Annotated in this window: 23 protein-coding genes; 6 read left to right on the top strand and 17 right to left on the bottom strand. The window is 43.1% G+C overall.

Features of this window, described 5'->3' with window-relative positions; translation table 11 throughout:
• Positions 1 to 21 precede the first annotated feature (21 nt).
• Together H571_RS0102705 and rpmE are read right to left on the bottom strand one after the other, a co-directional pair.
• Entirely contained in the window at positions 22 to 1293 is a 1272-nt protein-coding gene (locus H571_RS0102705) for a malic enzyme-like NAD(P)-binding protein (RefSeq protein WP_027847964.1), read from the bottom strand.
• Between the two features lie 265 nt (positions 1294 to 1558).
• A complete protein-coding gene (gene rpmE, locus H571_RS0102710) occupies positions 1559 to 1774 on the bottom strand; it encodes a 50S ribosomal protein L31 (protein WP_027847965.1) in 216 nt (71 codons plus the stop codon).
• 128 nt (positions 1775 to 1902) lie between these two features.
• Between rpmE and H571_RS0102715 the strand changes: the two genes are divergently transcribed.
• The 5 genes from H571_RS0102715 to H571_RS0102735 all read left to right on the top strand — a co-directional run bounded on the left by H571_RS0102715 (position 1903) and on the right by H571_RS0102735 (position 7482).
• Complete coding sequence (locus H571_RS0102715) at positions 1903 to 4137, top strand: primosomal protein N' (protein WP_027847966.1); 2235 nt, start codon at positions 1903 to 1905, stop codon at positions 4135 to 4137.
• A gap of 105 nt (positions 4138 to 4242) precedes the next feature.
• Positions 4243 to 4779 (top strand): prepilin-type N-terminal cleavage/methylation domain-containing protein, encoded by a 537-nt coding sequence (locus H571_RS0102720; protein WP_027847967.1) that lies wholly within the window; start codon positions 4243 to 4245, stop codon positions 4777 to 4779.
• A 1-nt stretch (position 4780) separates the two neighbouring features.
• Entirely contained in the window at positions 4781 to 5299 is a 519-nt protein-coding gene (locus H571_RS0102725; protein ID WP_027847968.1) for a type IV pilus modification PilV family protein, read from the top strand.
• On the top strand, positions 5300 to 5935 hold the full coding sequence (locus tag H571_RS0102730; protein ID WP_027847969.1) for a PilW family protein: 636 nt from the start codon (positions 5300 to 5302) through the stop codon (positions 5933 to 5935).
• A gap of 17 nt (positions 5936 to 5952) precedes the next feature.
• Positions 5953 to 7482: a pilus assembly PilX family protein gene (locus H571_RS0102735; RefSeq protein WP_027847970.1), complete on the top strand. Its 1530-nt coding sequence runs from the start codon at positions 5953 to 5955 to the stop codon at positions 7480 to 7482.
• Positions 7483 to 7534: 52 nt separating this feature from the next.
• Here H571_RS0102735 and H571_RS13970 read toward each other — a convergent pair whose 3' ends face one another.
• Complete coding sequence (locus H571_RS13970) at positions 7535 to 9751, bottom strand: YgiQ family radical SAM protein (protein ID WP_051168097.1); 2217 nt, start codon at positions 9749 to 9751, stop codon at positions 7535 to 7537.
• Positions 9752 to 9863: 112 nt separating this feature from the next.
• On the opposite strand from H571_RS13970, the gene H571_RS0102745 reads away from it, so the two are divergent.
• A complete protein-coding gene (locus tag H571_RS0102745; RefSeq protein WP_027847971.1) occupies positions 9864 to 10418 on the top strand; it encodes a hypothetical protein in 555 nt (184 codons plus the stop codon).
• Here H571_RS0102745 and H571_RS15420 read toward each other — a convergent pair.
• The 14 genes from H571_RS15420 to accA all read right to left on the bottom strand — a co-directional run bounded on the left by H571_RS15420 (position 10415) and on the right by accA (position 24259).
• On the bottom strand, positions 10415 to 11227 hold the full coding sequence (locus H571_RS15420; RefSeq protein WP_051168098.1) for a DUF3943 domain-containing protein: 813 nt from the start codon (positions 11225 to 11227) through the stop codon (positions 10415 to 10417). The two genes, H571_RS0102745 and H571_RS15420, sit on opposite strands and share 4 nt — an antisense overlap.
• Before the next feature lie 534 nt (positions 11228 to 11761).
• Positions 11762 to 12754 (bottom strand): RNA polymerase sigma factor RpoS, encoded by a 993-nt coding sequence (rpoS, locus tag H571_RS0102760; protein WP_051168099.1) that lies wholly within the window; start codon positions 12752 to 12754, stop codon positions 11762 to 11764.
• Between the two features lie 107 nt (positions 12755 to 12861).
• On the bottom strand, positions 12862 to 13770 hold the full coding sequence (locus tag H571_RS0102765; RefSeq protein WP_027847973.1) for a DUF368 domain-containing protein: 909 nt from the start codon (positions 13768 to 13770) through the stop codon (positions 12862 to 12864).
• Positions 13767 to 14441: a protein-L-isoaspartate(D-aspartate) O-methyltransferase gene (locus tag H571_RS0102770; RefSeq protein ID WP_051168100.1), complete on the bottom strand. Its 675-nt coding sequence runs from the start codon at positions 14439 to 14441 to the stop codon at positions 13767 to 13769. Before H571_RS0102770 ends, H571_RS0102765 begins: the two co-directional genes overlap by 4 nt.
• Positions 14420 to 15175: a 5'/3'-nucleotidase SurE gene (surE, locus tag H571_RS0102775; protein WP_027847975.1), complete on the bottom strand. Its 756-nt coding sequence runs from the start codon at positions 15173 to 15175 to the stop codon at positions 14420 to 14422. Before surE ends, H571_RS0102770 begins: the two co-directional genes overlap by 22 nt.
• An 11-nt stretch (positions 15176 to 15186) precedes the next feature.
• Positions 15187 to 16245, bottom strand: coding sequence for a tRNA pseudouridine(13) synthase TruD (gene truD / locus H571_RS0102780; RefSeq protein WP_051168101.1), 1059 nt, complete (start codon positions 16243 to 16245; stop codon positions 15187 to 15189).
• Positions 16236 to 16715 carry a 2-C-methyl-D-erythritol 2,4-cyclodiphosphate synthase gene (gene ispF / locus H571_RS0102785; RefSeq protein WP_027847977.1) on the bottom strand — a complete coding sequence of 160 codons (480 nt, stop codon included), beginning with the start codon at positions 16713 to 16715 and terminating at the stop codon, positions 16236 to 16238. Before ispF ends, truD begins: the two co-directional genes overlap by 10 nt.
• Before the next feature lie 13 nt (positions 16716 to 16728).
• Positions 16729 to 17487: a 2-C-methyl-D-erythritol 4-phosphate cytidylyltransferase gene (gene ispD / locus H571_RS0102790; RefSeq protein ID WP_027847978.1), complete on the bottom strand. Its 759-nt coding sequence runs from the start codon at positions 17485 to 17487 to the stop codon at positions 16729 to 16731.
• Complete coding sequence (ftsB, locus tag H571_RS0102795) at positions 17484 to 17807, bottom strand: cell division protein FtsB (protein ID WP_027847979.1); 324 nt, start codon at positions 17805 to 17807, stop codon at positions 17484 to 17486. Before ftsB ends, ispD begins: the two co-directional genes overlap by 4 nt.
• A 152-nt stretch (positions 17808 to 17959) precedes the next feature.
• Positions 17960 to 19252, bottom strand: a complete 1293-nt coding sequence (gene eno, locus H571_RS0102800; protein ID WP_027847980.1) for a phosphopyruvate hydratase — start codon at positions 19250 to 19252, stop codon at positions 17960 to 17962.
• A gap of 50 nt (positions 19253 to 19302) precedes the next feature.
• Positions 19303 to 20169 carry a 3-deoxy-8-phosphooctulonate synthase gene (kdsA, locus tag H571_RS0102805; RefSeq protein WP_027847981.1) on the bottom strand — a complete coding sequence of 289 codons (867 nt, stop codon included), beginning with the start codon at positions 20167 to 20169 and terminating at the stop codon, positions 19303 to 19305.
• Entirely contained in the window at positions 20166 to 21815 is a 1650-nt protein-coding gene (locus H571_RS0102810; RefSeq protein WP_027847982.1) for a CTP synthase, read from the bottom strand. The genes kdsA and H571_RS0102810 overlap by 4 nt, the downstream gene beginning before the upstream one ends.
• A 125-nt stretch (positions 21816 to 21940) precedes the next feature.
• A complete protein-coding gene (tilS, locus tag H571_RS13980) occupies positions 21941 to 23221 on the bottom strand; it encodes a tRNA lysidine(34) synthetase TilS (protein ID WP_051168102.1) in 1281 nt (426 codons plus the stop codon).
• Positions 23222 to 23296: 75 nt separating this feature from the next.
• Complete coding sequence (gene accA, locus H571_RS0102820; protein WP_027847983.1) at positions 23297 to 24259, bottom strand: acetyl-CoA carboxylase carboxyl transferase subunit alpha; 963 nt, start codon at positions 24257 to 24259, stop codon at positions 23297 to 23299.
• Positions 24260 to 24377: the final 118 nt, after the last annotated feature.

A 24377-nucleotide genomic window follows, 5' to 3' on the forward strand; every position in this document is an offset into this window, starting at 1 on the left:
TTGTTTGCTAGCTTTTACCAACTAGTTACCGTAAACGTCTTCGACGCTTTCTAGCGGATAGTGAGCTGGGAAGGGTAGACGAGCAACACCCGAATCAACCGCTGCCTGAGCAACCGCCGAAGAAATACGACCCAGTAAACGCTTATCCGTAGCCTTAGGAATAATGTATTCAGGGCCAAAGGCTAAAGCGTCTAGCTCATAAGCGGTTAAAACTTCTGCAGGTACAGGTTCTTTTGCTAGTTCTTTAAGTGCATGTACTGCAGCAACTTTCATTTCTTCATTAATTTTGCTGGCGCGTACATCAAGCGCACCACGGAAAATAAATGGGAAAGCAAGAACGTTGTTAACCTGATTAGGGTAGTCAGACCAGCCAGTTGCCATGATGACATCGTTACGAGTGGCATGAGCAAGGTCTGGGTTGATTTCAGGATCAGGATTCGAGCAAGCAAATACGATAGGCGTAGGAGCCATAAGTTTTAGCTGTTCAGGGCTCATTAAGTTAGGACCAGAAAGACCAACAAACACATCAGCACCATCAAGTGCATCATCTAAGGTGCGCTTGGATGTATTGTTAGCAAACATTGCCTTGTATTGGTTAAGATCATCACGGTCAGTATGAATAACACCCTGACGGTCAAGCATGTAGATGTTTTCACTTTTTGCGCCGCAAGCCACCAATAACTTCATACCCGCTATTGCGGCAGCACCAGCACCTAAGCAAACAATTTTAGCTTCTTCAATTGTTTTGCCAGCCAGTTCTAGCGCATTAAGCATACCGGCAGCCGTTACTATGGCTGTACCATGTTGGTCGTCATGAAAAACAGGAATGCTGCACTGTTCAATAAGCACTCGTTCAATTTCAAAGCATTCAGGTGCTTTGATATCTTCAAGGTTAATACCACCAAAAGTGTCTGCAATACGGGCAACCGTATCAATAAAAGCTTGTGGGCTTTCTGCATTCACCTCGATGTCCATAGAGTTGACACCGGCAAAGCATTTAAAAAGTACGCCCTTACCTTCCATAACGGGCTTAGAAGCCAAAGGACCTAGGTTACCTAAACCAAGAATGGCAGTACCATCGGTGATAACACCAACAAGGTTACCTTTACCTGTGTATTTGTAAGCTAGTTCAGGGTCTCTTGCAATTTCACGTACGGGTTCAGCAACACCGGGGCTATAAGCCAAGGCTAAATCTTTAGCGGTTGCTGCTGGTTTGGTTAGCTCGATACTCAATTTGCCAGGAATTGGCTTAGCATGATAATCAAGTGCTGCTTGCTTAATATCTTGAGGCATTAGAATTTTTTCACTAGTTGAAGTATGAAAAGAAAGATGTTTTAAGTTGACTTGCAGTACGAAAAGCTTGTGGCTTTTTGGTACTCAAGCATTACTAAGGTCTAAGAAGCATATATAATTTTTTGCATTCAAACAAGCGTTTTAAGCGCATTTGAGCTGGGTAAAAGGCGGGATTGCATCTAAGCTTATGTTTTTTTGGAATAAACAAGCATAAAAAAACCAGAGCCTAGATAAAAGAACTCTGGTTCTTAGAAAAAGTAAAAAATTACTTAGTAGAACGAGCACCAAAACGCTTAGAGAAGCGCTCAACACGGCCGCCAGTGGCTGCTTGCTTCTGCTTACCAGTGTAGAAAGGGTGGCAGTTAGAGCATACATCCAAGTCAATTGTAGCTTGACCTAGGGTAGAGTTAATAGTGAAAGTGTTGCCACAGGTGCAAGTTGCTGCAACAGGAGCATATTTAGGATGAATGTCTTTTTTCATGGTAAGCCTCGTTAAGCTACGCCGCCGCCTGATCTCTTGCCAGGCACCGCATAGGGTGTCAATAGGAATTAAGGTGGCGTATTCTAACAGGCAAAAGGCTAAGCACCAAACACTTTTAGAGTAAATTCATGCCGTTAATCCAAGTTGCCCTCCCAACACCCCTGCGTCGCCTATTTGATTATTGGCCAGTTGCAGGAGAACCCTTGCCTGTAGCAGGTGTAAGGGTGAAAGTTCCTTTTGGTCACCGACAGATGATTGGCTTGGTTATGGGTATAACAGAAACCAGTGAACTACCTGCTAACCGTATAAAAGCAGCACTAACCTATTTAGACACTAAAGCCCTCTTCTCTAAACCGCATCTAGATTTTATAAGCTGGATAGCCAGTTATTATCATCAACCACTTGGCGAGGTGGTTAGCGCTGCTTTACCGGCTTTATTGCGTCAAGGGCAAGCTTTACACCCACCGCAAGAACCACGTTGGCAGTTAACAGAATTAGGTCGTACAACTTCTATTGAAGCGTTAAAGCGAGCACCACGCCAAGCAGCCTTAATACGCACTTTACAAACCAGTGGTCTTCCCAAAACGCAAAAATCTTTGCAGTCAGAAGGCTTTACCCTAGCCATGCTGCAAGGCTTAGAAAGCAAAAAATTAATAGAACTACAAAAACTGGCCACACAAAAAAAAGGTGTAGGCTTACCCCAGCTAGCCCCTGCTGAGCACCTTCCAACCAGTGTGCTTGCCGAAGTTCCCTTAAAACTAACCAGTGAACAACAAGCGGTAGTGGAATTGCTGGTTAGTAAAGTAGGTGCTTTTAGTCCTGCCCTTTTGCAAGGTGTTACAGGTAGCGGTAAAACAGAAGTTTACTTGCAGTTAATTCAACACCTATTAGAGCAGGGTAAGCAGGTGTTGGTGTTAATACCCGAAATTGGTTTAACCCCACAAACCCTCAAGCGTTTTGAACGCCGTTTTAATCGACGAGTGGTAGCTATGCACTCAGGTATGGCAGACAAAGAGCGACTTACGGCTTGGCGTAGTGCGTTAGAAGGGCGTGCTTCTGTGGTGTTAGGTACAAGATCAGCTATTTTTACACCCCTGCCAAAGCTAGGTTTAATTATTGTTGATGAAGAGCATGACTCATCCTTTAAACAGCAAGAAGGTGTGCGCTACCAGGCTAGAGACTTAGCCATTTTACGTGCAAAAAAAGAAAACCTCCCCGTATTACTGGGTTCGGCAACGCCTTCTCTAGAAAGTTTGGCTAAGGCTAAAGAAGGGGCTTACCTTTGGCTGCATTTAAAACAAAGGCCAGGCGCAGGCGTGCTAGTGCCAGAGCCTAAGCTACTCGATATACGTAACCGTCATTTAGTCGGTGGGTTTTCTGAGCCTTTACTTCTAGCCATGGATAAACATTTAAAAGAAGAAAACCAAGTGCTGGTGCTGTTAAACCGCCGTGGTTTTGCCCCAGTATTAATGTGTACTAGCTGCGGTTGGATAGCAGGGTGCTTGCATTGTGATGCGCGTATGACTTGGCATAGAGAACCCCCAAAACTGCATTGCCACCATTGCGATCAACAACAACCCCTGCCCACTAACTGCCCACAATGTGTTGAAGGAGAGTTAAAGCCTTTGGGTGCAGGTACAGAAAGGGCAGAAGAAACACTGCAAGCGCGTTACCCTGATATTCCTGTTATTCGCCTAGATAGAGACAGCGTAAAAAACCGTAACGACCTAGCCAGCAAACTAGATCAAGTAGCTCGCCAGCGCCCTGCTATTTTATTAGGCACACAAATGTTAGCTAAGGGGCATCATTTTCCTGATGTAACCCTAGCCACCTTATTAAATGCAGATCATGGGCTTTATTCTAGCGATCCACGAGCCATGGAACGCACTGCCCAGCTAATTATTCAGGTGGCAGGCAGGGCAGGTAGAGAAGAAAAACCGGGTGAAGTGATTATTCAAACGCATCACAGCGATGACCCTAGGTTAGAAAAACTATGCATCGAAGGTTATGAAGCGCTGGCGCTAGATTTGTTAGAAGAAAGAAAAAAAATTAACTGGCCACCCTATGCCTACCTAGCCATGTTAAGGGCAGAAGCACCCAAAACAGAACAGGTAGAAGAATTTATGCGCTTGTTAGCTGAACAGGCTAACTTGCTGAATCAAGAAGGGGTTACCCTTTTAGGTCCAGTGCCAGCCCCCATGGAAAGGCGGCAGGGTCGTTATCACATGCAATTACTTTTACATGCCAATAAACGTGCACCTCTACACCGTCTAATGGCAAGGCTTTTAGCTTGGTTAGAAGGTAGTGCAGAAGCACGCCGAGTACGCTGGTCTTTGGATGTTGACCCAGAAGATTTATTTTAAATTAAGGACAAAAAGGACTTGCTTGCTTATCTTTGGGTGTATGAATATAGTGAACTATATTATTTTATGTAACAGTTGTTTTGTGTAACCTAGGATGGGACTTACATGCTGACTCATCGAAACACTAAAAACTTTTCACCACAGCAAGGGTTTAATCTGCTGGAGCTTTTAGTTGTGCTGGGGTTAATTGCCCTAACACTAGGCGTGCTAGTACCCTCAGGGCAAGCAATGTTAGAAAAGAGTCGCTTAGTTAGTGCAACTAACGCTGCCTATAGCGCCCTCCTTTATACTCGAAATGACGCAACCCGCCTGAAAACTGATGCTAGGCTTTGTTTTATAACAAGTAAAACGGCAACGCAATGCACCCAAGACGCAAGTGTTTTATTAGGTACTTTTACTGTAAATGATACTGACCAGAAGCTTGAACAACACCATGAAATAAATGAACAAATTAGCTTGGTTTTCAAGGGTGTAGAAGATAATAAAATTGAGTTTGAATCTAGGGGTAATCGAAAACCCAGCGATGAAAATAAAGATGTTTACCTTGAAATAAGCACTGAAAAGCTCAAGCGGCAGGTTGAGGTTTGTTTTAATGGCCGAGTGCGTATTCGAGAAATACTAGATAAGAGTGAATGCAGATAAAATGAAACAGCAAGGATTTACTCTACTAGAAGTACTAATCGCAGGCTTGGTGATTACCCTAGGTTTAGTCGCTGTGGTAACTATGCAGGTGGGTAGTCAACAAAGGGGTTTTGAAACCCACCAAAAAAACCTAGCTGGGCTGTATGCACAAGACCTGCAAGCTAGGTTAAATGCTGATGCTTGTTACCTTAGTAAGCAAGATGAAAACGCACGAAAAAAATTTATTGAAAATAATCCAACTGATAAAGGGCTCGATGCTTTTATTGAAAAACATGAAACTGAATGGCGCAGCAAGCATTTTAAAGATTCAAGAGCGAGTTGGCGTAGTGATTTAATAGCTGTATATCATCCGCAAAACGAAATAGCAGGTGAGAATAAAATAAATAGAATAGTAAGAACTCTAGATGAGAATAGCTACTGGGAGTTTGAGTTAACTATAAAACCCACTAATGCAAAAAAAGACGAAGTAAAACAGAGTCTTATAGTTCGATATGAAAAAGATGGTTGTAAGGGTAATTAATTGAAAAATAAAGCTAAACAAGAAGGTTTTACTTTAATAGAGCAGCTAATTACCCTAGCTTTAGGTGCTTTGCTTATGGCAGGTATCGCTACTAGTGTTAGCGCTATAACCCGAGCACAAAACCTGACGCAAGACTATGGCAATCTGTATGAGTCTTTAAGCTTTATTACTTCTAGTTTAGCCAGAAGCACTCGAGGTGCAGAAAAAGTTAATGCTACTAGCAGTAATACTCAACTAAGTATCAAAATAAATAGTAACGCAGATAGGGAAACACAAAGCTGCTTAGCTAAAAAGATGCAGCAGAATTTTACTGAAACCTACTCACTCGTAGATAACAAGCTAGTGTGCGAAGTGGAGTATGCTACGGGTGGCTCTACAGTTAGCCATTCAGAAGTTATAGCCTTTGGTGTTACTAAACTAAACTTAGAATGTGCAAAAATTGAAATCGGTACAGATAAATTAATAGAGTTTAAAGCGTGCGAAGAAACCACGCTAGGTGAAGTAATTGCGGTAAGAGTAGGGTTAATACTAGATAAAAATGAATTTTTAGAAATAGAAAAAGACTTTGAATATAATAGTACTTTCTATTTGCGATCTAAGCATGATAATAAAATAAAGAATAATAAAAATAATTAATATTAAAAGGAGTCGATATGAAAACTCAGCCTAAAAAACGTAATACTCAGCAAGGCTATATTTTAGTTGTAGCCTTAATTGCCATGCTATTTGTAGGTGCTGTTTTTGTTGCATCTTCTAATCGCTCTGGCGCAGAAGAACGCCTTGCTACCAGTCAAGTCCATGCCGCTAGCCTAGAGTCAGCCATTTATGCGGGAATGTACCGTGTTGAAACAACTAGCAACTCTAATAATGCAGATGGTGATTCTGCAGCTTCTGTATGTGAAGCTATTAAAAGTGAGCTAAGTGATGAGTTATTAGCTATTAAAAAGACTTTTCAAACTGCTACAGACAATAACCCGGCCATTTATTGGAAGTTAGTGAAGCTAGGTAGTTGTAAAGATTACACGGGTGATGATCCTAAGGTTGAAAAAGAGTTTCAATTTAATTTGATTGCTTGGCAAGGCGATGAAAGTAAGCCCATTAGTCGTATTGCTGGAAACGGAAAAATTTTAATAAAAAATAACAACCCTGAACCTAATGGTGTTATAGACGGCTTAAATAACGTCTTTAACCAACATGGTTTTGGTAATAATGCTGCTGTTACTTCAGGAACCCTATCACTTACGGGTGGTGCTGAAGTAAAGGGCAATGTAGCGGCTAGCGGAATAGTTATCAAAGGTGGTGCTGAAATCACTGATGGAAATCTGGCTTATGAAGAAATAGATATGCCTAACAATATGAAAGATAAGAACTGGTATAAAAAAGCAGAAAAAATGCTACTGGATGAAAAAATTAAAGTTGATCCACTAGGCTTAGAAAAAGCAATGAATGAAAGCTTTTATACGGATCAAGATGACAAAGAAATACTACTTAACAACCTACCAAAAGCTAGTGTCAGAGATGCTTTTGCAAACTTAGAGCATGGGCAGAAAAAAGAAATGGGTCAGTTTCCATTTCAACGAGCCAGAATAACGCCAGAAAAATTTGAAGTCTATAATGCTGATTGGCGAGTGGAAGACCATCAAGAAGTTGATATTCCTATTTATTCACCAGTTTCATTGTTAGGTGAAGATGTAAGTTTAAGAGTATTTGATGACTTTAAAATTAATAGCGGTGGCAAAGACCCTTCTTTAACTATTTCAGGGGGTAGAGTCATACTTTTTATTGATGGTGATGTAGAAATGAATGGTGGTGCTAGTATGCAAATAGACTCAGACTCTAGTCTTACGCTAATTGTTACTGGCGAATTCAAGTTAACGGGTGGGTTTGAGTTTTTAAATAAAAATGCCGTTAACGATAAGGGTGAACCTTTATTTACCTTGCTATCAACTTATGCTGGTAAAAAAGAAGCAGTTAAAATATCAGGTGGTACTAAGCTTTATGGGGTGGTTTATGCTTTATCTGATTTAAAGCTTGGTGGTTCAGGTACCATTGTAGGTCAAGCTTTTGCTGCTAATATAAATGCTAACGGTGGTACAGCAATAGATTATCAGCCTGCTTTTGGAGATGGGGGTACTGATGCGTTTACTCCTGAACTCGACAGCGACTTCGAAATTAACTATTAACCTAAACAAAGGCAGCCAAGGCTGCCTTTATTATTTTAGCTCTACTATTTTTCTAAGCCCTTTTCTTTGACTTGGTTCGGTTGCCTGCCTTGGGTTTGCCTCTAGGTGGTAGGCCAGTATGCTGAGTTAAAATTCTAGCCTTGCCTTGAAACTGTTTGGCTTTTTCAGTGCCTTTGATTGGGTCAGTGGGTGGTACTAGGTGTTTTTTGCTATAGCCAATTAAATCTGTTCTACCCATAGTGGTTAAAGCTTCGCGCAGCATTGGCCAGTTTTTTGGGTCGTGGTAGCGTAAAAAAGCCTTGTGCAAACGGCGCTGGCGCTCACCTTTAATGGGTTCTAGCTTGTCACTTTTATAGTCGACCTTGCTAAGTGGGTTACGCTCGGTGTGGTACATGGTGGTGGCGGTTGCCATAGGCGAAGGATAAAACGCTTGTACTTGGTCGGCTCTTAACCCCTTGCCTTTTAACCAAAGCGCCAAGTTCATCATATCTTCATCATTAGTGCCTGGGTGGGCGGCAATAAAGTAGGGAATTAAGTACTGTTTTTTACCTGCTTCTTTAGAAAACTTATTAAAAAGCTGCTCAAAGCGGTCGTAGCTGTCGATGCCCGGCTTCATCATTTTTGATAAAGGCCCAGCTTCGGTATGTTCAGGGGCAATTTTTAAGTAGCCCCCTACATGGTGAGTAACCAGTTCTTTGATGTATTCAGGTGATTCTACGGCTAGGTCATAACGCAGACCTGAAGCAATTAATACTTTTTTAACACCAGGCAGTGTACGTGCTTCTTTGTAGAGTTCTATTAAAGCACTGTGATCGGTATTTAAGTTAGAACAGATGCCGGGAAAAACACACGAAGGTCGGCGGCAAGAAGCTTCTACCTTAGGGTCTTTGCAGGCTAGGCGGTACATATTGGCGGTAGGACCACCCAAATCAGACACTATGCCAGTAAAGCCTTTAACCTTGTCGCGCATGGCTTCAATTTCACGCAGAATAGAATCTTTAGAACGGTTTTGAATAATGCGTCCTTCATGTTCGGTAATTGAACAAAAGGTACAGCCACCAAAACAACCACGCATAATATTCACTGAAAAACGTATCATATCCCAAGCGGGAATTTTGGCATCACCATAAACAGGGTGAGGCGCACGGGCATAGGGTTGGTCAAATACTGCGTCCATTTCCTCGGTGGATAAAGGTATGGGTGGTGGGTTAATCCATAAATCTTGTTCGCCGTGTTTTTGAACAAGTGCACGGGCATTGCCTGGGTTGGTTTCTAGGTGAAGTACACGGTTAGCATGGGCATAAAGCACTGGGTCTTTACTTACCCGTTCAAAGCTAGGTAAGCGAATAACACTTTTAGAGCGGTGGGTGCTGGTGACTAGCTTTTCGAGTTTGCGGCGTTCGGCAGCCTGTTCAGCAGTGAGTAGTTCTAGTGCCTGTTCGGTTTGGTTGTCATAATTTAAGTTATCTAAGGGCGGCTGCTTTTGCTGTTCTACAGCGCAGGCCTCAGTATCTTGAGTATTCACATAGGGGTTAATAATTTTATCAATACGACCGGGGCGGTCAACTCGAGTGGAGTCAATTTCTAGCCAGTCCGCTGGCGTATCTTTGCGAATAAAAGCTGTGCCGCGTACATCAGTAATGCTGCTGATAGCTTCACCCTGAGCTATACGGTGGGTTACTTCTATTAAGGCGCGTTCAGCATTACCAAAGAGTAAAATATCGGCTTTAGCATCAACTAAAATAGAGCGACGAACCTTATCTTGCCAATAGTCGTAGTGGGCAATGCGTCTTAGTGATGCTTCAATACCGCCGAGTACAACAGGCACATCCTTCCAAGCTTCTTTACAGCGTTGGGTATAAACAAGGCTGGCACGGTCGGGGCGCTTACCTCCGATATCTCCGGGGGTGTAAGCATCATCAGAACGAATTTTGCGTTCTGCAGTATAGCGGTTAATCATGGAATCCATGTTGCCAGCCGTTACCCCAAAATAGAGTTCGGGCTTGCCTAGTTTCATAAAATCTTCTTTAGAGTGCCAGTCTGGCTGAGCAATAATGCCAACTCGAAAACCCTGTGCTTCAAGTGTGCGGCCTATGACCGCCATGCCAAAGGAAGGGTGATCAACATAGGCATCACCGGTTACGAGTATAATGTCGCACCTATCCCAGCCTAATAAATCCATTTCCTCGCGGCTCATGGGTAAAAAAGGCGCTGTGCCAAAGCATTCAGCCCAGTATTTTGGATAATCAAAGATTTTACGAACAGACATGAAGGGTACCGAGTGCAGCAGAAGGAAAATTGATATAAATCATTTTACCCTAAGCTAGGTGAAGCGTCAGGTAAAAAGCGTTATCCTGCTGTAAAATTTAAAGAGGTGGTCTATGAGGTTTAAGTTTTTACACTCTTCACAAGCAGCTTTTTTGTTACTAGTGCTTCTAGTAGGTTTGGCTGTTAGCCCTAGTTCTAGGGCTGAAACCTTACCTTTGTTTGGGGTTAGGCTGGCAGCAGTGAATACAAACTTTAGTGGTTTGAATGAAACAACGGCTAGTGGTTATGGTTTTATTTTAGGTGTGACTGAGGTTGCTTACCGAGTTTATGCCGATTTAAATTTTTATTCTTGGGACTCTGCCAGCACTCGTACTATTCACGCTAACTATGATTACCTTTGGCGAGCCGGAGAAACTTGGCGACCTTTTGCAGGTGTGTATGGTGGCTTGGTAGATTTAGAACTGGATGCAGCAAAAAACTACCAGTCAGGAGCTTCAGCAGGTGTGCAAGCTGGGGTGTTGTTTCCCTTAAGAAAAAGTGGCTGGCAGGTAGAAACGGGTCTGCGTTTTGGTGGTTTTGATGCTAAGTTAACTAATCCAACGACACAGCAGGATGTAAAAATTAAAAGCCAAGCAGAAGTTTTTATAGTATTAAACTTTTCTTCTTAAAAACCATATTTAACTTCTAAGCCTATCCAACCAGGTTCAGCAACCTGTCCTTTGCCAGGAGTAAAACTTGAGCGAGGTGGCTTAACAACCCAGCCACTGCTTAGACCAGATAACTCAGATGCTTCGCCATTAAGTAGGCGGTTTATCCCAGCAGAGGTAGTGCCAGCAGGGTTTAAAAGCACTAGAGTGGTTTTTCCAAGAAAAGAGGAGCCCATTACTAGGTTGTTATTTGCCTCTATGCGTTTTTCCCATATATAAAAGGCTTCACCTATAACGGAACCAATTAACGGGGTGATAATAATGTCTTGCTTGGAAGGTACTTCTGCAAAGGCTTCAATACCCATTTCCCATAAAAAACTAGACATTAAAAAAGAATAGGCTCCAGATTCAAGCGGAGTCAGCCCTTGATTACGAGCTACCATGTAATAGGCAGCACCAAAATAAGGGTGACCAATATAGTTAATTTCCCACTCGTCTTGGTCCCAAACTGGGCCGGCTCGGTTGTTTTCTAACCACTTATCACCCAGGGTGTTGAACTTCATTTCGTCTCTATCCCATTTAGAGACACTTTCAGGCATAACATAAAGTAGCGCCATAATTCCTAGCGATAAAATACCCATATTACGTGTTTCTGTAACCATACTGCTGTATTTTTCTGAGCGGGGTCTAGCTGCTAGGTTGGTGTTACTGCTGGTTAGTTGTGTAGCTGTTGGGCTAGCTAACCAGTATTGGCAAGCAAGGCTATGGCACTTAAGCAAGGAGGTGTACTGGTCGGAAGGTGTAAGGTAGGTGTTGTTAGTCTGAGCCATAAGGGGAAGACTAAAAAAGACCAGTAGAAGCGCCAGTATTCTTCTTATTTGCATAATAATAGACTTGCTGAGATGGGTTATCTGTAAGGCGCGGAAGTATAACATGAAAAAATAAGGGCGGCCTAAGCCGCCCGGGGTATTTCCTTATACTGTATCCTTACTTGGCTGTTTCTCCCTGAACATGCCTTTTGCAATTTGCTCTTAACATCCTTGTTTAGATTAAAGCCTACCTGCTTGTTCAGCCTTTCCAAGACTGCTCCGATGCTTTCTCGTTTGGTCATCCTGACCTCCTTCAACGCTGCACCTTGCTTCCTTTTGTCCCTGTTATCTTGCTTCCTAGCTCCGTGACGACAAGTGTAGATTAGCACTTTTGCGTGAAGTAAAAAGGCCTGCTTTTCTTATCACTTACTTATGCTATATTTTTTAAATCCTTATAAATCAATTAGTTATATTTGTAATTTGATCTGAAGCAAGTAAAGTTGATTTTTTTGCTGTTGATAGCACTCAGTCATGTATGCAAATGCGTACATGGAACTAACCACTTATCACAGCTTCCATGCTTATTCCTTGCCTATCAAGGAGTTTTCTTAAGCGTTTTAAGGCTTCCATTTGAATTTGTCTTACTCTTTCACGAGTTAAACCTATTTCCTGACCAACTTCTTCTAGGGTAGTGGCTTCATGCCCTCTAAGACCAAAGCGTCTTACTATAACTTCACGCTGTTTATCAGGCAGGGTGTTAAGCCAGTTATCTACATAGGCACAAATATCTTGTTGTTGAACTTCATCTAAAGGATCTGCTTCTTCACCAGCTAGGGTTTCTAATAAGGGGCGGTCAGCATTGGGGCCACTAGGCTGATCAAAAGATGTATTACGCTCATTTAAGCCCAGAATATTTTTAATTGTATCTAGGGGTTTTTCTAGGTGGTTGGCAAGGTCTTCTGGTGTTGCTTCTTTGTCGAGTGTTTGTGATAGTTCGCGTGTTGTTCTTAGGTAGGTATTCAGTTCTTTAACAACATGAATGGGTAAGCGCACTGTGCGGGTTTGGTTCATTAAAGCACGTTCAATGGTTTGTCTTATCCACCAGGTTGCATAGGTGGAGAAGCGAAAACCGCGTTCTGGATCGAACTTTTCTACGGCTCTAATTAAACCTAAATTCCCTTCTTCTATTAAATCTAATAAGGCCAAACCACGGTTGTTGTAGCGTCTGGCAATTTTTACAACCAAGCGTAGGTTGCTTTCAATCATGCGTTTGCGGCCTGCTGCATCGCCTTGCCTGGCTAAGCGTCCAAAAAATATTTCTTCTTCGGCCGTTAGTAGGGGTGAGCGGCCTATTTCATTTAAGTAGATTTGGGTTGCATCAAGGGTGTTGTTGCGCGTTAGGCGTTCATTTTCTAATGCTTGCTCAAAAGCATCACTTGCTTCTAGTTCTAGCGGTTGTGGGTCGTCTAGTAGGTTAGCTTCTTTGAATTCATCTAGCTCAGTAGGTTGAGCCAGTTTGCTTGCTTGTTTTAGCGTTGATTTTGTCATGTCTCTGCTCCTTTAAGCTGCTATAGCACCTAGTTGGTGCTATAGGAGGATGACTTGATTGCTAAACTAAAACCTGCAAGTTATATGCCGCTTAAGTGGCTTTTAAATTATTTGTTTCTAGAAGCTAGGTAGATCACCGCGAGTAGGCCAAGCAGCATTAAAATTAAAACACTGAGTTGATGTGAGGGTAGTTCAGTTATTTGGCTGTATTTCCAAGGAAGTAACACTTGTGTGTCTAAAGGAAGCATTTTTCCTTGTTCATTTATTTTATAACTAGTTAAGAATTGCCAAGGCCAAATATGCTTAAGCGAAGCAATAACAAAGCCGAATAAAACGGCAAAGGTTGCTGCTCTAAAATGATCAAATAGCCAACCTAGTAGATGGGAAAAAGCTAATAGCCCAGAGCCAGCACCAACGGCAAAAGCTGCTATAAAAACTAGGTTGAATGCTTTAACGGCTTCAACCAGTGGGCCGTAAAGACCAAGGGTTAGCAATAAAAAGCTACCTGAAATACCAGGCAAGATCATGGCACAAATAGCTATCATACCGGCAATAAAAAAAGTGAGGGGTGTAAGGCTACCGATACTGGGTAACACTAGGCTAATAAAACTAGCCAGCACTGCACCTAGCAACATAAAAAACAGCTGATGGAGTGTCCAGCCACCCATTTCTCGAGAAATAATTACGGCTGATCCAACAACCAAACCAAAAAACAAACCATTAAGGTGTAGGGGGTAACTAGCAAGTAACCAGCTTATTAGGTGGGAGAGGAGTAAAACGCTGGATAAAATGCCGGCAATCAGGGTGATAAGAAAAGTAGCATCTACTGCCTTATACACACCTTTTAAACCTGATTTTTTCCATACTGACCAGAGCTTTAAATCGAAGCTGCGTAGGCTATTAATTAGGCGCTCATAAATACCAGTAATAAAAGCTACTGTACCGCCAGAAATACCAGGGACGATATCTGCTGCACCCATTAACATGCCGCGTAGGTAAATTTGCCAAAGCTTCACTTTTGAGCTCCAGGCAAGAGGGGTACAAAGCGTACTGCTGCGACATCTGTTTGAATCATCTTGCCATCCTGTTTATCAAATACACTTAACATTTGTTGCTCGTCACCTAAAGGTACAATTAAGCGCCCACCTTCGGCTAGTTGTTGAAAAAGACTCGGTGGAACTTCTTTAGGTGCGGCTGTTACTAAAATGGCATCGAAGGGTGCTTCGCGCTCTAATCCAAAGTTGCCGTCGGCATGGTGGAGCTTTATATTTTTAAGCGCTAAGTTTTTAATTCTATGGCGTGCTTTTTCAAGTAATGGGTCTAGGCGTTCGACACTCCAAACTTCAGGCACTAAACAACCTAGAACAGCCGCTTGAAAGCCAGACCCTGTTCCGATTTCAAGGACTTTTTTGGGCTCTATTTCTAATAGTAATTCAGTCATACGCGCTACTATATAGGGCTGGCTAAGGGTTTGGCCTAGGCCTATAGGCAGGGCTGTATCTTCATAGGCACGGTGAGCCAGTGCTTCATCTAAGAACAAATGCCTAGGTAAATAGCTGAGGGCATCTAATACCTGAGTGTTTTTTATGCCCTGCTCAACAAGGCGCTTTATCATTCGGTCACGCGTGCGCTGTGAGGTAAAACCTATACCCTTGAATTGAGGGTTTAATCGCAAGAATTCAGCCATTTTTTCACCTGATCAAGGCTTTCATGCCGAGTCATATCAAACTGTAAAGGAGTTATAGAAACCTGCCCATTATTGATTGCGTGGAAGTCTGTTCCAACACCTGCTTCAGCGGCATTGCCAACACCGCCTATCCAGTAGCGTGCTTGACCACGAGGATCAACTGTTTTAATTGGGTCGACCCCCTTGTGTCTATGACCAAGGGTAGTAATTTCATAACCTTTTAAAGCAAAAAGGGGTACATCGGGTACATTGATGTTTAATAAACTGCGAGGTGGTAGTTGTAGTTTATTTTGCTTAGAAAGATAGCTTTTAACTAGTTTGCGAACAACTTCTGCCGCGGTAGCAAAATGGTTATTGCCTGCTAATGAAACGGCTAGGGCGGGCAAACCTAAAAAGCGCCCTTCCGTTGCAGCGGCAACAGTACCAGAATAAAGCACATCATCGCCTAGGTTAGCGCCATGGTTAATGCCTGAAATTACTAAGTCGGGCAGGTCACCAAAGACACCGCCCATCGCTAGATGAACACAGTCTGTAGGTGTGCCGTCAACTGACCAAAAACCATTGTTCAGTTGTTGTGGGTAGAGTGGGCGATCTAACGAAAGTGAATTGCTGGCACCACTACGGTTACGATCAGGTGCGACTACTAATAAATCACCCAAATCTTTTAAAGCAGCAGCAAGTGTTGCTAATCCATCAGCATGAACACCATCATCGTTTGATAAAAGTAGCTTCATAAGAAGATTCCCTAAGAAATTTGTGCATCGCTGGCATTCAGTAGTTCAGCTAACATACTGGTAGCAAAACAACCGCTAGGTAAGCTAAAGCTGATCGTTAACCAAGGTGCTTGCCAATTAAAGCTAGTTGCTTGAGGTAACATGCGTAATGGGCGGTATTCTAGCCTTAACCCTTGCTTTTCTAAAGCTTGCCAATAGGGTAAATAGGTTTCACGAAAAGCTTGCTCAGCTTTTAAGGCAAGCCCAGAGCTTTGCAATTCACCCTTACCTGCCAAAGGACCTGCAGGGTTAATGTCACCACTGGCTAGGCGTTTTTTTATATCCGTTGCTGTTGGATCAGCAAAATAGCTGCGTGTCCCTTGTAGGTTAAAGCAGCTTCCATCTAGTGGGTTTTGCCAAAGGTTGTTAGTGATTATTTCTGCCAACCAGCGATTAAATAATGCACTGCGCAAAGCAGAGAGATAGATGCCTTTTTCTTGGCGTTTTGGTGGTTTTGTGGGTGGGTCTGCCATTAGCCAATCGATAGCTTTGGCTATATTTTGATTACCTCGCCCAAAACGCTGAGGACCAAAATAATTAGGTACACCCTGTTGAATAATTTGTTGCCAGCGCACTTCTAACCAGCTACCTGTAGACTCATCGTTATTATCAATACGTAAACGTAAGGTGAAATGGTTGCAGCGGTGAGTGCCACGTTTTAATTTACGTGGGTGGCGAGCCATTTTTAAAACTTGCCAGTTGGCAGAATTAAGGCTTTCAACGGTGGGGTCTGCTTTGCCTGGCAGGTGTAAAGAAAACCACTGACGGGTAACAGCGTGGCGATCTTTTAAGCCGGAATAGGCAACTGCAGCGGGGTGAATACCTGCACTTCTAGCCAGTTCTTGAGCTACAAAAAGGGTGTTACTGCCTTTTTTTTCTACCCATAAATACAAGTGTTCGCCCTGGCCTTCGGGTTCAAAACCTAAAACTTCTTCTACTTGGAAATCTTCAGGCTGTAAGCGATAAACGCCCTGCCAGGGTGATGTGGGCAGGGCGGTAGGTAGCAGGGTTTGTGAGCTTTCTAAGAGCATGAGGCTTCCAAAAGAACAACAGCAAGAGCACTAATACCTTCATTACGCCCAACAAAACCAAGTTTTTCAGTGGTGCTGGCTTTAATGTTTAATCTTTCCACGCTGGTATTCAAGTCTTCCGCTAGTTTTTCTAGCATGGCTGATAGGTGAGGCATCATTTTGGGTGCTTGAGCAATAATCGTCATGTCGGCATTAGTCAGTTGATAACCCCGCTGACTAACTTCTTGCATAACTTTTCTTAATAAAATGCGGCTGTCTACACCAGCAAAGGCCGGATCTGTATCAGGAAAGTGATGGCCTATATCTCCTAAGCCACAAGCACCGAGAAGCGCATCACACAAGGCGTGAATAAGCACATCACCATCTGAGTGTGCTATAAAACCTTGATGGTAAGGAATTTGTACGCCACCTAGAGTAATAAATTCGCCGGGCCCAAATTTATGAACATCAAAGCCTTGTCCGATACGCATGGTTATTTTTTTCCTAAGGGGTTTGTTGATGAGTTAAAAGCAACTCAGCAAAAGGAAGGTCTTCAGGGTGTGTAATCTTAATATTGTCTCTTCTTCCTGGAATTAAAAGTGGCTGGTAACCTGCTGCCTCTAAGGCTGAAGATTCATCGGTTAAACTTAACCCTTGAGCCAAACCATCAGACAAAGCTGAGTGTAGCTTATTAAAGCGAAACATTTGTGGTGTTAGTGCATGCCAGAGTTGATTACGGTCTAGTGTAGCGCAAACTTCTTGAATAGACGTGTTGCTGGCGCTGTTGCTAAGGTTTTTTCCACGTTTCATGGTATCGGCTACGGGGGCAGCAAGCAGGCCACCAACGGGATGATCTTTTAAGGCTTGGTAAAACTGGTGTAAATCCTGCAAGGTAACACAAGGTCTTGCTATATCATGAACGATTACCCAATCATTGGGTTGAGCGAGTTTAGCCAAGGCATTCAGCCCATTTAAAACAGAATCAGCCCTTTCTTTGCCACCAAGGCAGGTTATAAGTTTTGCTTGCGGGTAGCGGTTTAAAAACCTTAGCTTTACTGCAGGCCACCAAAGGTCTTCTGCATGGAGGGGTAAGACTAAAACAGCTTCTGGAAAGGCTAGATGCAAGCGTTCGAGTGTAACCTCTAACAGTGTTTTTTTAGCTAATGGAAGGTATTGCTTGGGCAGATTAGAGCCCATCCTTTGACCTATACCAGCTGCAGGTAGTAAACACCAAAGGCGATTACTAGAAGCAAGATTTGTCATGGTTGTTGCTCCATCTCAGGCAGAGGTTCTGTAAAAGACTGGGGAGGCTCACCAATAAGCCAGAAAAATGTTTCATTTTTACCTATCATGCCTAAATCGAAACGTGCACGTTCTGCTACGGCATCTAAACCGCTTTTTAAGTCTTGTACTTGTGCATCCAGTCGTGAATTACGTTTTTGCAGTTGCTGGTTATTAGCTTCTAAGTTAGAAACCAGCTCTTGAGTTTGCCAATATTCAAGCAAGCCATTCTCACCCCACCAAAGACGGTATTGAGTAATGAGTAGTAGCAATATGACTAAGACAGATAAGATTCGAGACATAAATTCCAGCAGCTAGAGTGAAATAATAATTAGAAAAAACCCTGAAACTGGATTTCCAACTTTCAGGGTTAGTTTATAAGGCACTCTTTATTTATAGCAGCTTAAAAATAATGTCTACCTTTCCTTCCTTGGCTAGATAAACACTTTTCTGGCTACTGGCCTTTAATGGCTTTTAAGCCTGCATAGGGTGCTTGTTTGCCTAGAATTTCTTCTATAACGAGTAAGCGGTTGTATTTAGCAACTCGGTCGGAACGGCAAAGTGAGCCAGTTTTAATTTGGCCAGCTGCTGTGCCTACAGCTAGGTCAGCAATGGTTGCATCTTCTGTCTCACCGGAACGGTGAGAAATAACCACTGAATAGCCCGCATCTTTTGCCATTTGAATGGCTTCTAGGGTTTCTGTTAGCGTACCAATTTGGTTGAATTTAATAAGAATGGAGTTAGCAATGTTTTTGCTAATGCCTTCTTGTAATATTTTAGTATTGGTTACGAACAGGTCATCACCCACTAGCTGAACTTTATCACCTAGTTTTTCGGTTTGAATTTTCCAGCCAGCCCAGTCAGATTCATCTTGGCCGTCTTCAATCGAAACAATGGGGTAGGTTTGGCAAAGGTCTGCTAAATAATCACTAAACTCTTCAGCAGTAAAAACTTTACCTTCACCAGCTAGGTTGTACTGGCCATCTTTGTAAAATTCAGAAGCTGCACAATCTAAGGCTAGGGTAATGTCTTTGCCTAATTCATAACCGGCATCAGCAACGGCAAGTTTAATTACCGCTAGGGCTTCAGCATTAGAGGCTAGGTTGGGTGCAAAGCCACCTTCGTCACCCACTGAGGTACTAAGGTTTTTATCTTGTAATACTTTTTTAAGTGCATGAAAAATTTCTGCACCGGCGCGAAGTGCTTCAGCAAAGTTAGGTGCTGAAACTGGCTGTACCATAAATTCTTGAATATCAACGTTATTGTCAGCGTGTTCGCCACCGTTAATAATATTCATCATAGGCACTGGCATAGAATAAATACCCGGCGTGCCATTAATGTTGGCTATGTGCTCGAATAGTTCGATGCCTTTTGCTTCAGCCGCAGCTTTGGCAGCGGCTAAAGAAACAGCCAAAATAGCGTTAGCACCTAGCTTGGCTTTGTTTTCTGTGCCGTCTAGTTCTAACATGATTTTATCTAGATTAGCCTGCTGAGTTACATCCTGACCTAACAAAGCATCACGAATGGGGCCATTCACATTGGCTACGGCTTTAAGAACGCCCTTGCCTAGGTAGCGAGACTTGTCACCATCACGCAGCTCTAATGCCTCACGAGAACCCGTGGAAGCACCCGAAGGAGCGCAGGCAGAACCTTTAAAACCACCTTCTACTTTTAGGTCAACCATTATGGTGGGGTTGCCGCGTGAATCCAGAACTTCACGCCCTTTAATGTCGATAATCTTAGCCATGAAAAGAAGTCTCCAAGTATGTCAGTCAGGATAGTTAGTTATTAATATTTTTAATCTATATGCAGTTCTGGCAGGGATTTAATTAAGTCATCCACGGCTTTCATCTGCTGTAAAAAGGGTTCGAGTTTATCTAGGGGTAAAGCTGAAGGGCCATCGCATTTGGCTTGGTCTGGGTTAGGGTGAGCTTCTAAAAACAAACCCGCTATACCTTGGCTTAAACCAGCACGGCCTAGTTCTGCCACTTGTTGACGACGACCACCTGAAGCAGCGCCGGTGGCATCACGCATTTGTAAAGCATGAGTCACATCAAAAATAATAGGTGCGTTATTAGCTACTTTTTTCATTACGCCAAAACCGAGCATATCGACCACTAGGTTATCGTAGCCAAAACAAGCGCCACGTTCACAGAGCATGACTTGGTTATTGCCGTTTTCAGCAAACTTTTCAACCAAATTGCCCACTTGGCTAGGTGACATGAATTGGGGTTTTTTTACGTTAATGGGTTTGCCTGTTTTAGCCATGGCAGTGACTAAATCGGTTTGCCGTGCTAAAAAAGCGGGTAGTTGTAGAATATCTAACACTTCTGCGGCTGGCGCTGCCTGTTCCCATTCATGGATATCGCTAATAACGGGTAAGTTAAAAGTGGTTTTAATTTCTTGTAATAGCTTTAAGCCTTCATCTAAACCTGGGCCACGGAAGGAGTGAATAGACGAGCGGTTGGCTTTATCAAAACTGGCTTTAAAAATATAAGGAATGCCCAGTTTTTGGGTGACTTCAACATAGTGCTCAGCGATACGCATAGCCATATCACGAGATTCCAATACATTCATGCCGCCTAATAAAACAAATGGACGGTCATTAGCCAGCCTAAGGTCTGCGACCTTGATACTGGCTAGGTTGCTAGGGCTTGGATTCATACTAGGTTACCCGTATTTTTACGTTCAGCCTTGTGAGTAAGTGCTGCATTTACAAACTCAGTAAAAAGTGGGTGTCCATCACGCGGTGTCGATGTAAATTCTGGGTGAAACTGGCAAGCAACAAACCAAGGGTGGTCTGGTAGTTCAATCATTTCTACTAGTGCTTTGTCTTCACTGCGACCTGAAATAACTAGGCCTGCTTTTTCTAACTCACCAATAAATTGGTTGTTTACTTCGTAGCGGTGTCGGTGACGCTCAACAATTTTTTCTGCACCATAACTGGCAAAGGCTTTAGTGTTTGGTTCTAGGTGGCAAACTTGGCCACCTAAACGCATGGTGCCGCCTAGGTCTGAATTGGTATCGCGTGTTTCTATTTTGCCTTCAGGCGTTAACCATTCGGTAATTAAGCCAACGACTGGGTGCTGGGTGTCTAGAGTGAATTCGGTTGAGTCGGCATCTGCCCAACCCACCACATTGCGAGCAAACTCAATAACAGCGACCTGCATACCTAAGCAAATACCCAAGTAAGGAACTTTGTTTTCACGAGCAAACTGTGCGGCTAGAATTTTACCTTCCACACCCCTTTCACCAAACCCGCCGGGAATAAGAATGGCATCTTTATCTTCTAGGCGACCAGTGCCTTTGTTTTCAATTTCTTCTGAGTCTATGTAATCAACTTCTACCTTGGTACGAGTTTTGATGCCTGCATGTTGAATGGCTTCAATTAATGATTTATAGGCTTCAAGCAATTCCATGTATTTACCAACCATGGCAATTTTAATGGTTTTTTGTGGGTTAAGTTTGGCATCAACTACCTGTACCCATTCACTTAAATCCGCCTCTGGGCAGGTTAGACCAAATTTTTGTACCACAATTTCATCTAAGCCTTGCTCGTGCAACATGCTTGGAATGCGGTAAATCGTATCGGCATCAGGCAAAGAAATAACGGCGTTTTCATCGACGTTAGTGAAGAGGGCAATTTTACGGCGCTCGTTAGCTTCAATACTTACTTCAGAACGGCAAATAAGAATGTCTGGCTGAATACCAATGGAACGCAGTTCTTTAACTGAGTGTTGAGTTGGCTTAGTTTTGGTTTCGCCCGCTGTTTTAATATAAGGCACCAGTGTTAGGTGCATAAACAGCGCGTGTTGTGAACCCACTTTAACCCTGAGTTGGCGAATGGCTTCTAAAAAGGGTAGGGATTCAATATCGCCCACTGTGCCGCCTACTTCGATAAGTGCAATATCGTAGCCTTTAGCACCTTCGATCACTCTTTCTTGGATTTCATCGGTAATGTGTGGCACTACTTGGACTGTGCCACCAAAATAATCGCCACGGCGCTCTTTACGCAACACGCTTTCGTAAACACGGCCAGTGGTAAAGTTATTCTTTTGCGTCATGCGCGAACGAATAAAACGTTCGTAATGCCCCAAGTCTAAATCGGTTTCTGCGCCATCTTCGGTAACAAATACTTCACCGTGCTGAAAAGGGCTCATGGTGCCTGGGTCTACGTTAATATAGGGGTCCAGCTTCATAATAGTGACTTTTAAGCCACGGGCTTCAAGGATTGCTGCTAGGGAAGCTGAGGCTATGCCTTTCCCTAAAGATGAAACCACACCACCAGTCACGAATATGTAACGCGTCATGAAAACCGTCCGAAAATAGATCAGGTTCTAACCTTTTGGAGTTAGAACAAAAAAACAGGGAGGAAAAGCCTTAGATGGGAAGCTAGTCTACCAGAAGGGCTAAAAAATCCAAAGCAGGAATCGACTCAATTAACGATCTGCCAGTCTTCAGCCACTAGGTATTTGTCGACAGCAACAAGGGTTTTATTCTGCCAGATAAAAATCAGTTGGTTGCGTTGCCAAGGGGGGAGGTGTAACTCTTGCAATAAACGCTTTACATCACGCTGCCCACGCTTGGCTTGGCGCAGGGTTTCGCCACCTTGGCGAGCTTGCAATCTAAAATTAGGCTTGGGGTTATCTTCTTGCTGACTAACCAGCTGAAAGTTGATTCTTCCAACGGGTGTATTCAATGGTGTTTTACCATCCCAATTGGCGTGCCAATCCTTAGCTAAAGGCTGGAAATACTGGCTAGGTGCTATAAATAGCTGGTTTTGGAAACGCCTTGCTTCAACTTGTTCAGTGCCTTTATCCCAGCAAATAATGGGCTGAGTGTCTTCCGCGGCGCTATACAGCTTGGTTAATTCTTGCCAGATTTTATGCCCGGGCAGGGTTAGGTTTCTTGTTTTTAACCAATAACGTAATAAATTAACTTGGCGATAGTCGGCCAGCTTTAAAAAGCTTTCTAAGTTAAGGCTGTGTTCTGTTAGTTGGCAGTTGGCTAAATCTAATTGTGCTAAGTCTTGGTTAAGTTGCTGGCTTTCGGCGGCTAGTTGGGTAACGCGAGCTAGGTTTGGGTTGGTATTGGCAAAGCGTTTTTGTAATAACGGTAAAACTTCTAAACGTAAAAAGTTGCGGTCAAAATCGACTTCAAAATTACTGTCATCTTCCACCCATTTTAAATCTGCGGCTTGGGCAAACTTAAGCAGTTCAGCTCTGGGTGTGTTTAATAAGGGGCGTAAAATAAGCCCTTTACCCAGTGGTCTTTGTAAGGGAATGCTGGCTAGCCCCAGTGTGCCAGCACCACGTAATAGGCGCAGCAGTAGCGTTTCTACCTGGTCGTCTTGGTGGTGGCCTTGTAAAAGCACTTCATCGGTTTGCAGCTCTTGTTCAAACACTTGATACCTTGCACGCCTTGCACGGTCTTCCAGGCTGGCAGTGGCAAAGTTGTTGGTATTAACTTGATGAATACTTAAAGGTACTTGGGCTGTGTTGCAAATTACTTGGGAAAAAGCCGCCCAGTCATCAGCAAATTTAGAAAGTTGGTGATGAATATGAAGGGCTCTTAATTGAATATTAGGCTGGTGTTCTGCAAGTTGCCTTGCCAACTCAAAAAGCACGCGTGAATCTAGTCCACCACTTAAAGCAATACAAACTTTGCTAGTGTTGGCGGGTAGTGCGAGTTGAATTTTTTTTACGAGTGGGTGCATAAAATGAAATAGCCTAGGCAAAAAAAGAGGCGAATAGATCGCCTCTTTTTAGTCGTTAACCAAAAAAGTTTTAGGTTAAGAAATATCTTGCAAAGAAGAATAGCTCATTAGGCGTTGGTAGCGTCTTTCTAGTAGCTCGTCTTCTGTGTTTTTATCTAATTTATCTAAAGCTTGGTTAAGGGCAGCTTTTAAGCTAACAACCATTTCTTCGGGGTTGCGGTGTGCGCCACCTAAGGGTTCGGGTATTAGTGTGTCTACTAGCCCTAGTTCTTTTAAGCGATTCGCTGTAAGCCCCATGGCTTGTGCGGCATCGGCTGCTTTGCTAGCACTCTTCCATAAAATAGAGGCGCAGCCTTCAGGCGAAATAACAGAATAGGTTGAGTATTGCAGCATCATCAGTTCATCACATACACCAATAGCTAAAGCGCCACCTGAACCACCTTCGCCAATAATGGTTGAAATGATGGGTGTTTTAAGGCGTGACATAGCGGCCAGGTTGAAAGCTATGGCTTCTGATTGCCCACGTTCTTCAGCATCAATACCTGGATAAGCCCCCGGGGTATCTATAAAAGTGAGAATGGGCATTTTAAAGCGTTCTGCCATTTCCATTAGACGCAGTGCTTTGCGGTAGCCTTCAGGACGTGGCATACCAAAATTACGTTTTACTTTTTGTTTTACATCTCGGCCTTTTTGATGACCAATAACCATAACTGGGCGGCCATCTAAGCGTGCCATACCCCCAACTATAGCGGCATCATCACCAAAATGCCGGTCACCATGCAGTTCATCAAAATCATCAAAGAGTAGATTAAGGTAATCTAGGGTGTAGGGGCGCATCGGGTGACGCGATAGCTGAGATACTTGCCATGCTGTTAGGTTAGAAAAAACTTGTTCCGTTAGCTTGTGGCTTTTTTCTTGCAAACGCGAAATTTCATCAGTGATGTTGAGGTCTGAGTTGTTGCCAACTAGACGTAATTCTTCAATCTTTGTTTCAAGATCAGCAATGGGCTGTTCAAAATCTAAATAGTTCAAGTTCATGATGTTTTGCCTAGAATTTATTCAGCAGCTATTAACAAGAAAAAATGCATCGTAATTTTAAATTTGCGGCAACTATAGACGAAAGTTGGCTTAGACTCAAAATTTAAGCAGTGCTTTC

This window comes from Marinospirillum minutulum DSM 6287, from assembly GCF_000422325.1.
In the GTDB taxonomy this organism is placed as follows: domain Bacteria; phylum Pseudomonadota; class Gammaproteobacteria; order Pseudomonadales; family Halomonadaceae; genus Marinospirillum; species Marinospirillum minutulum.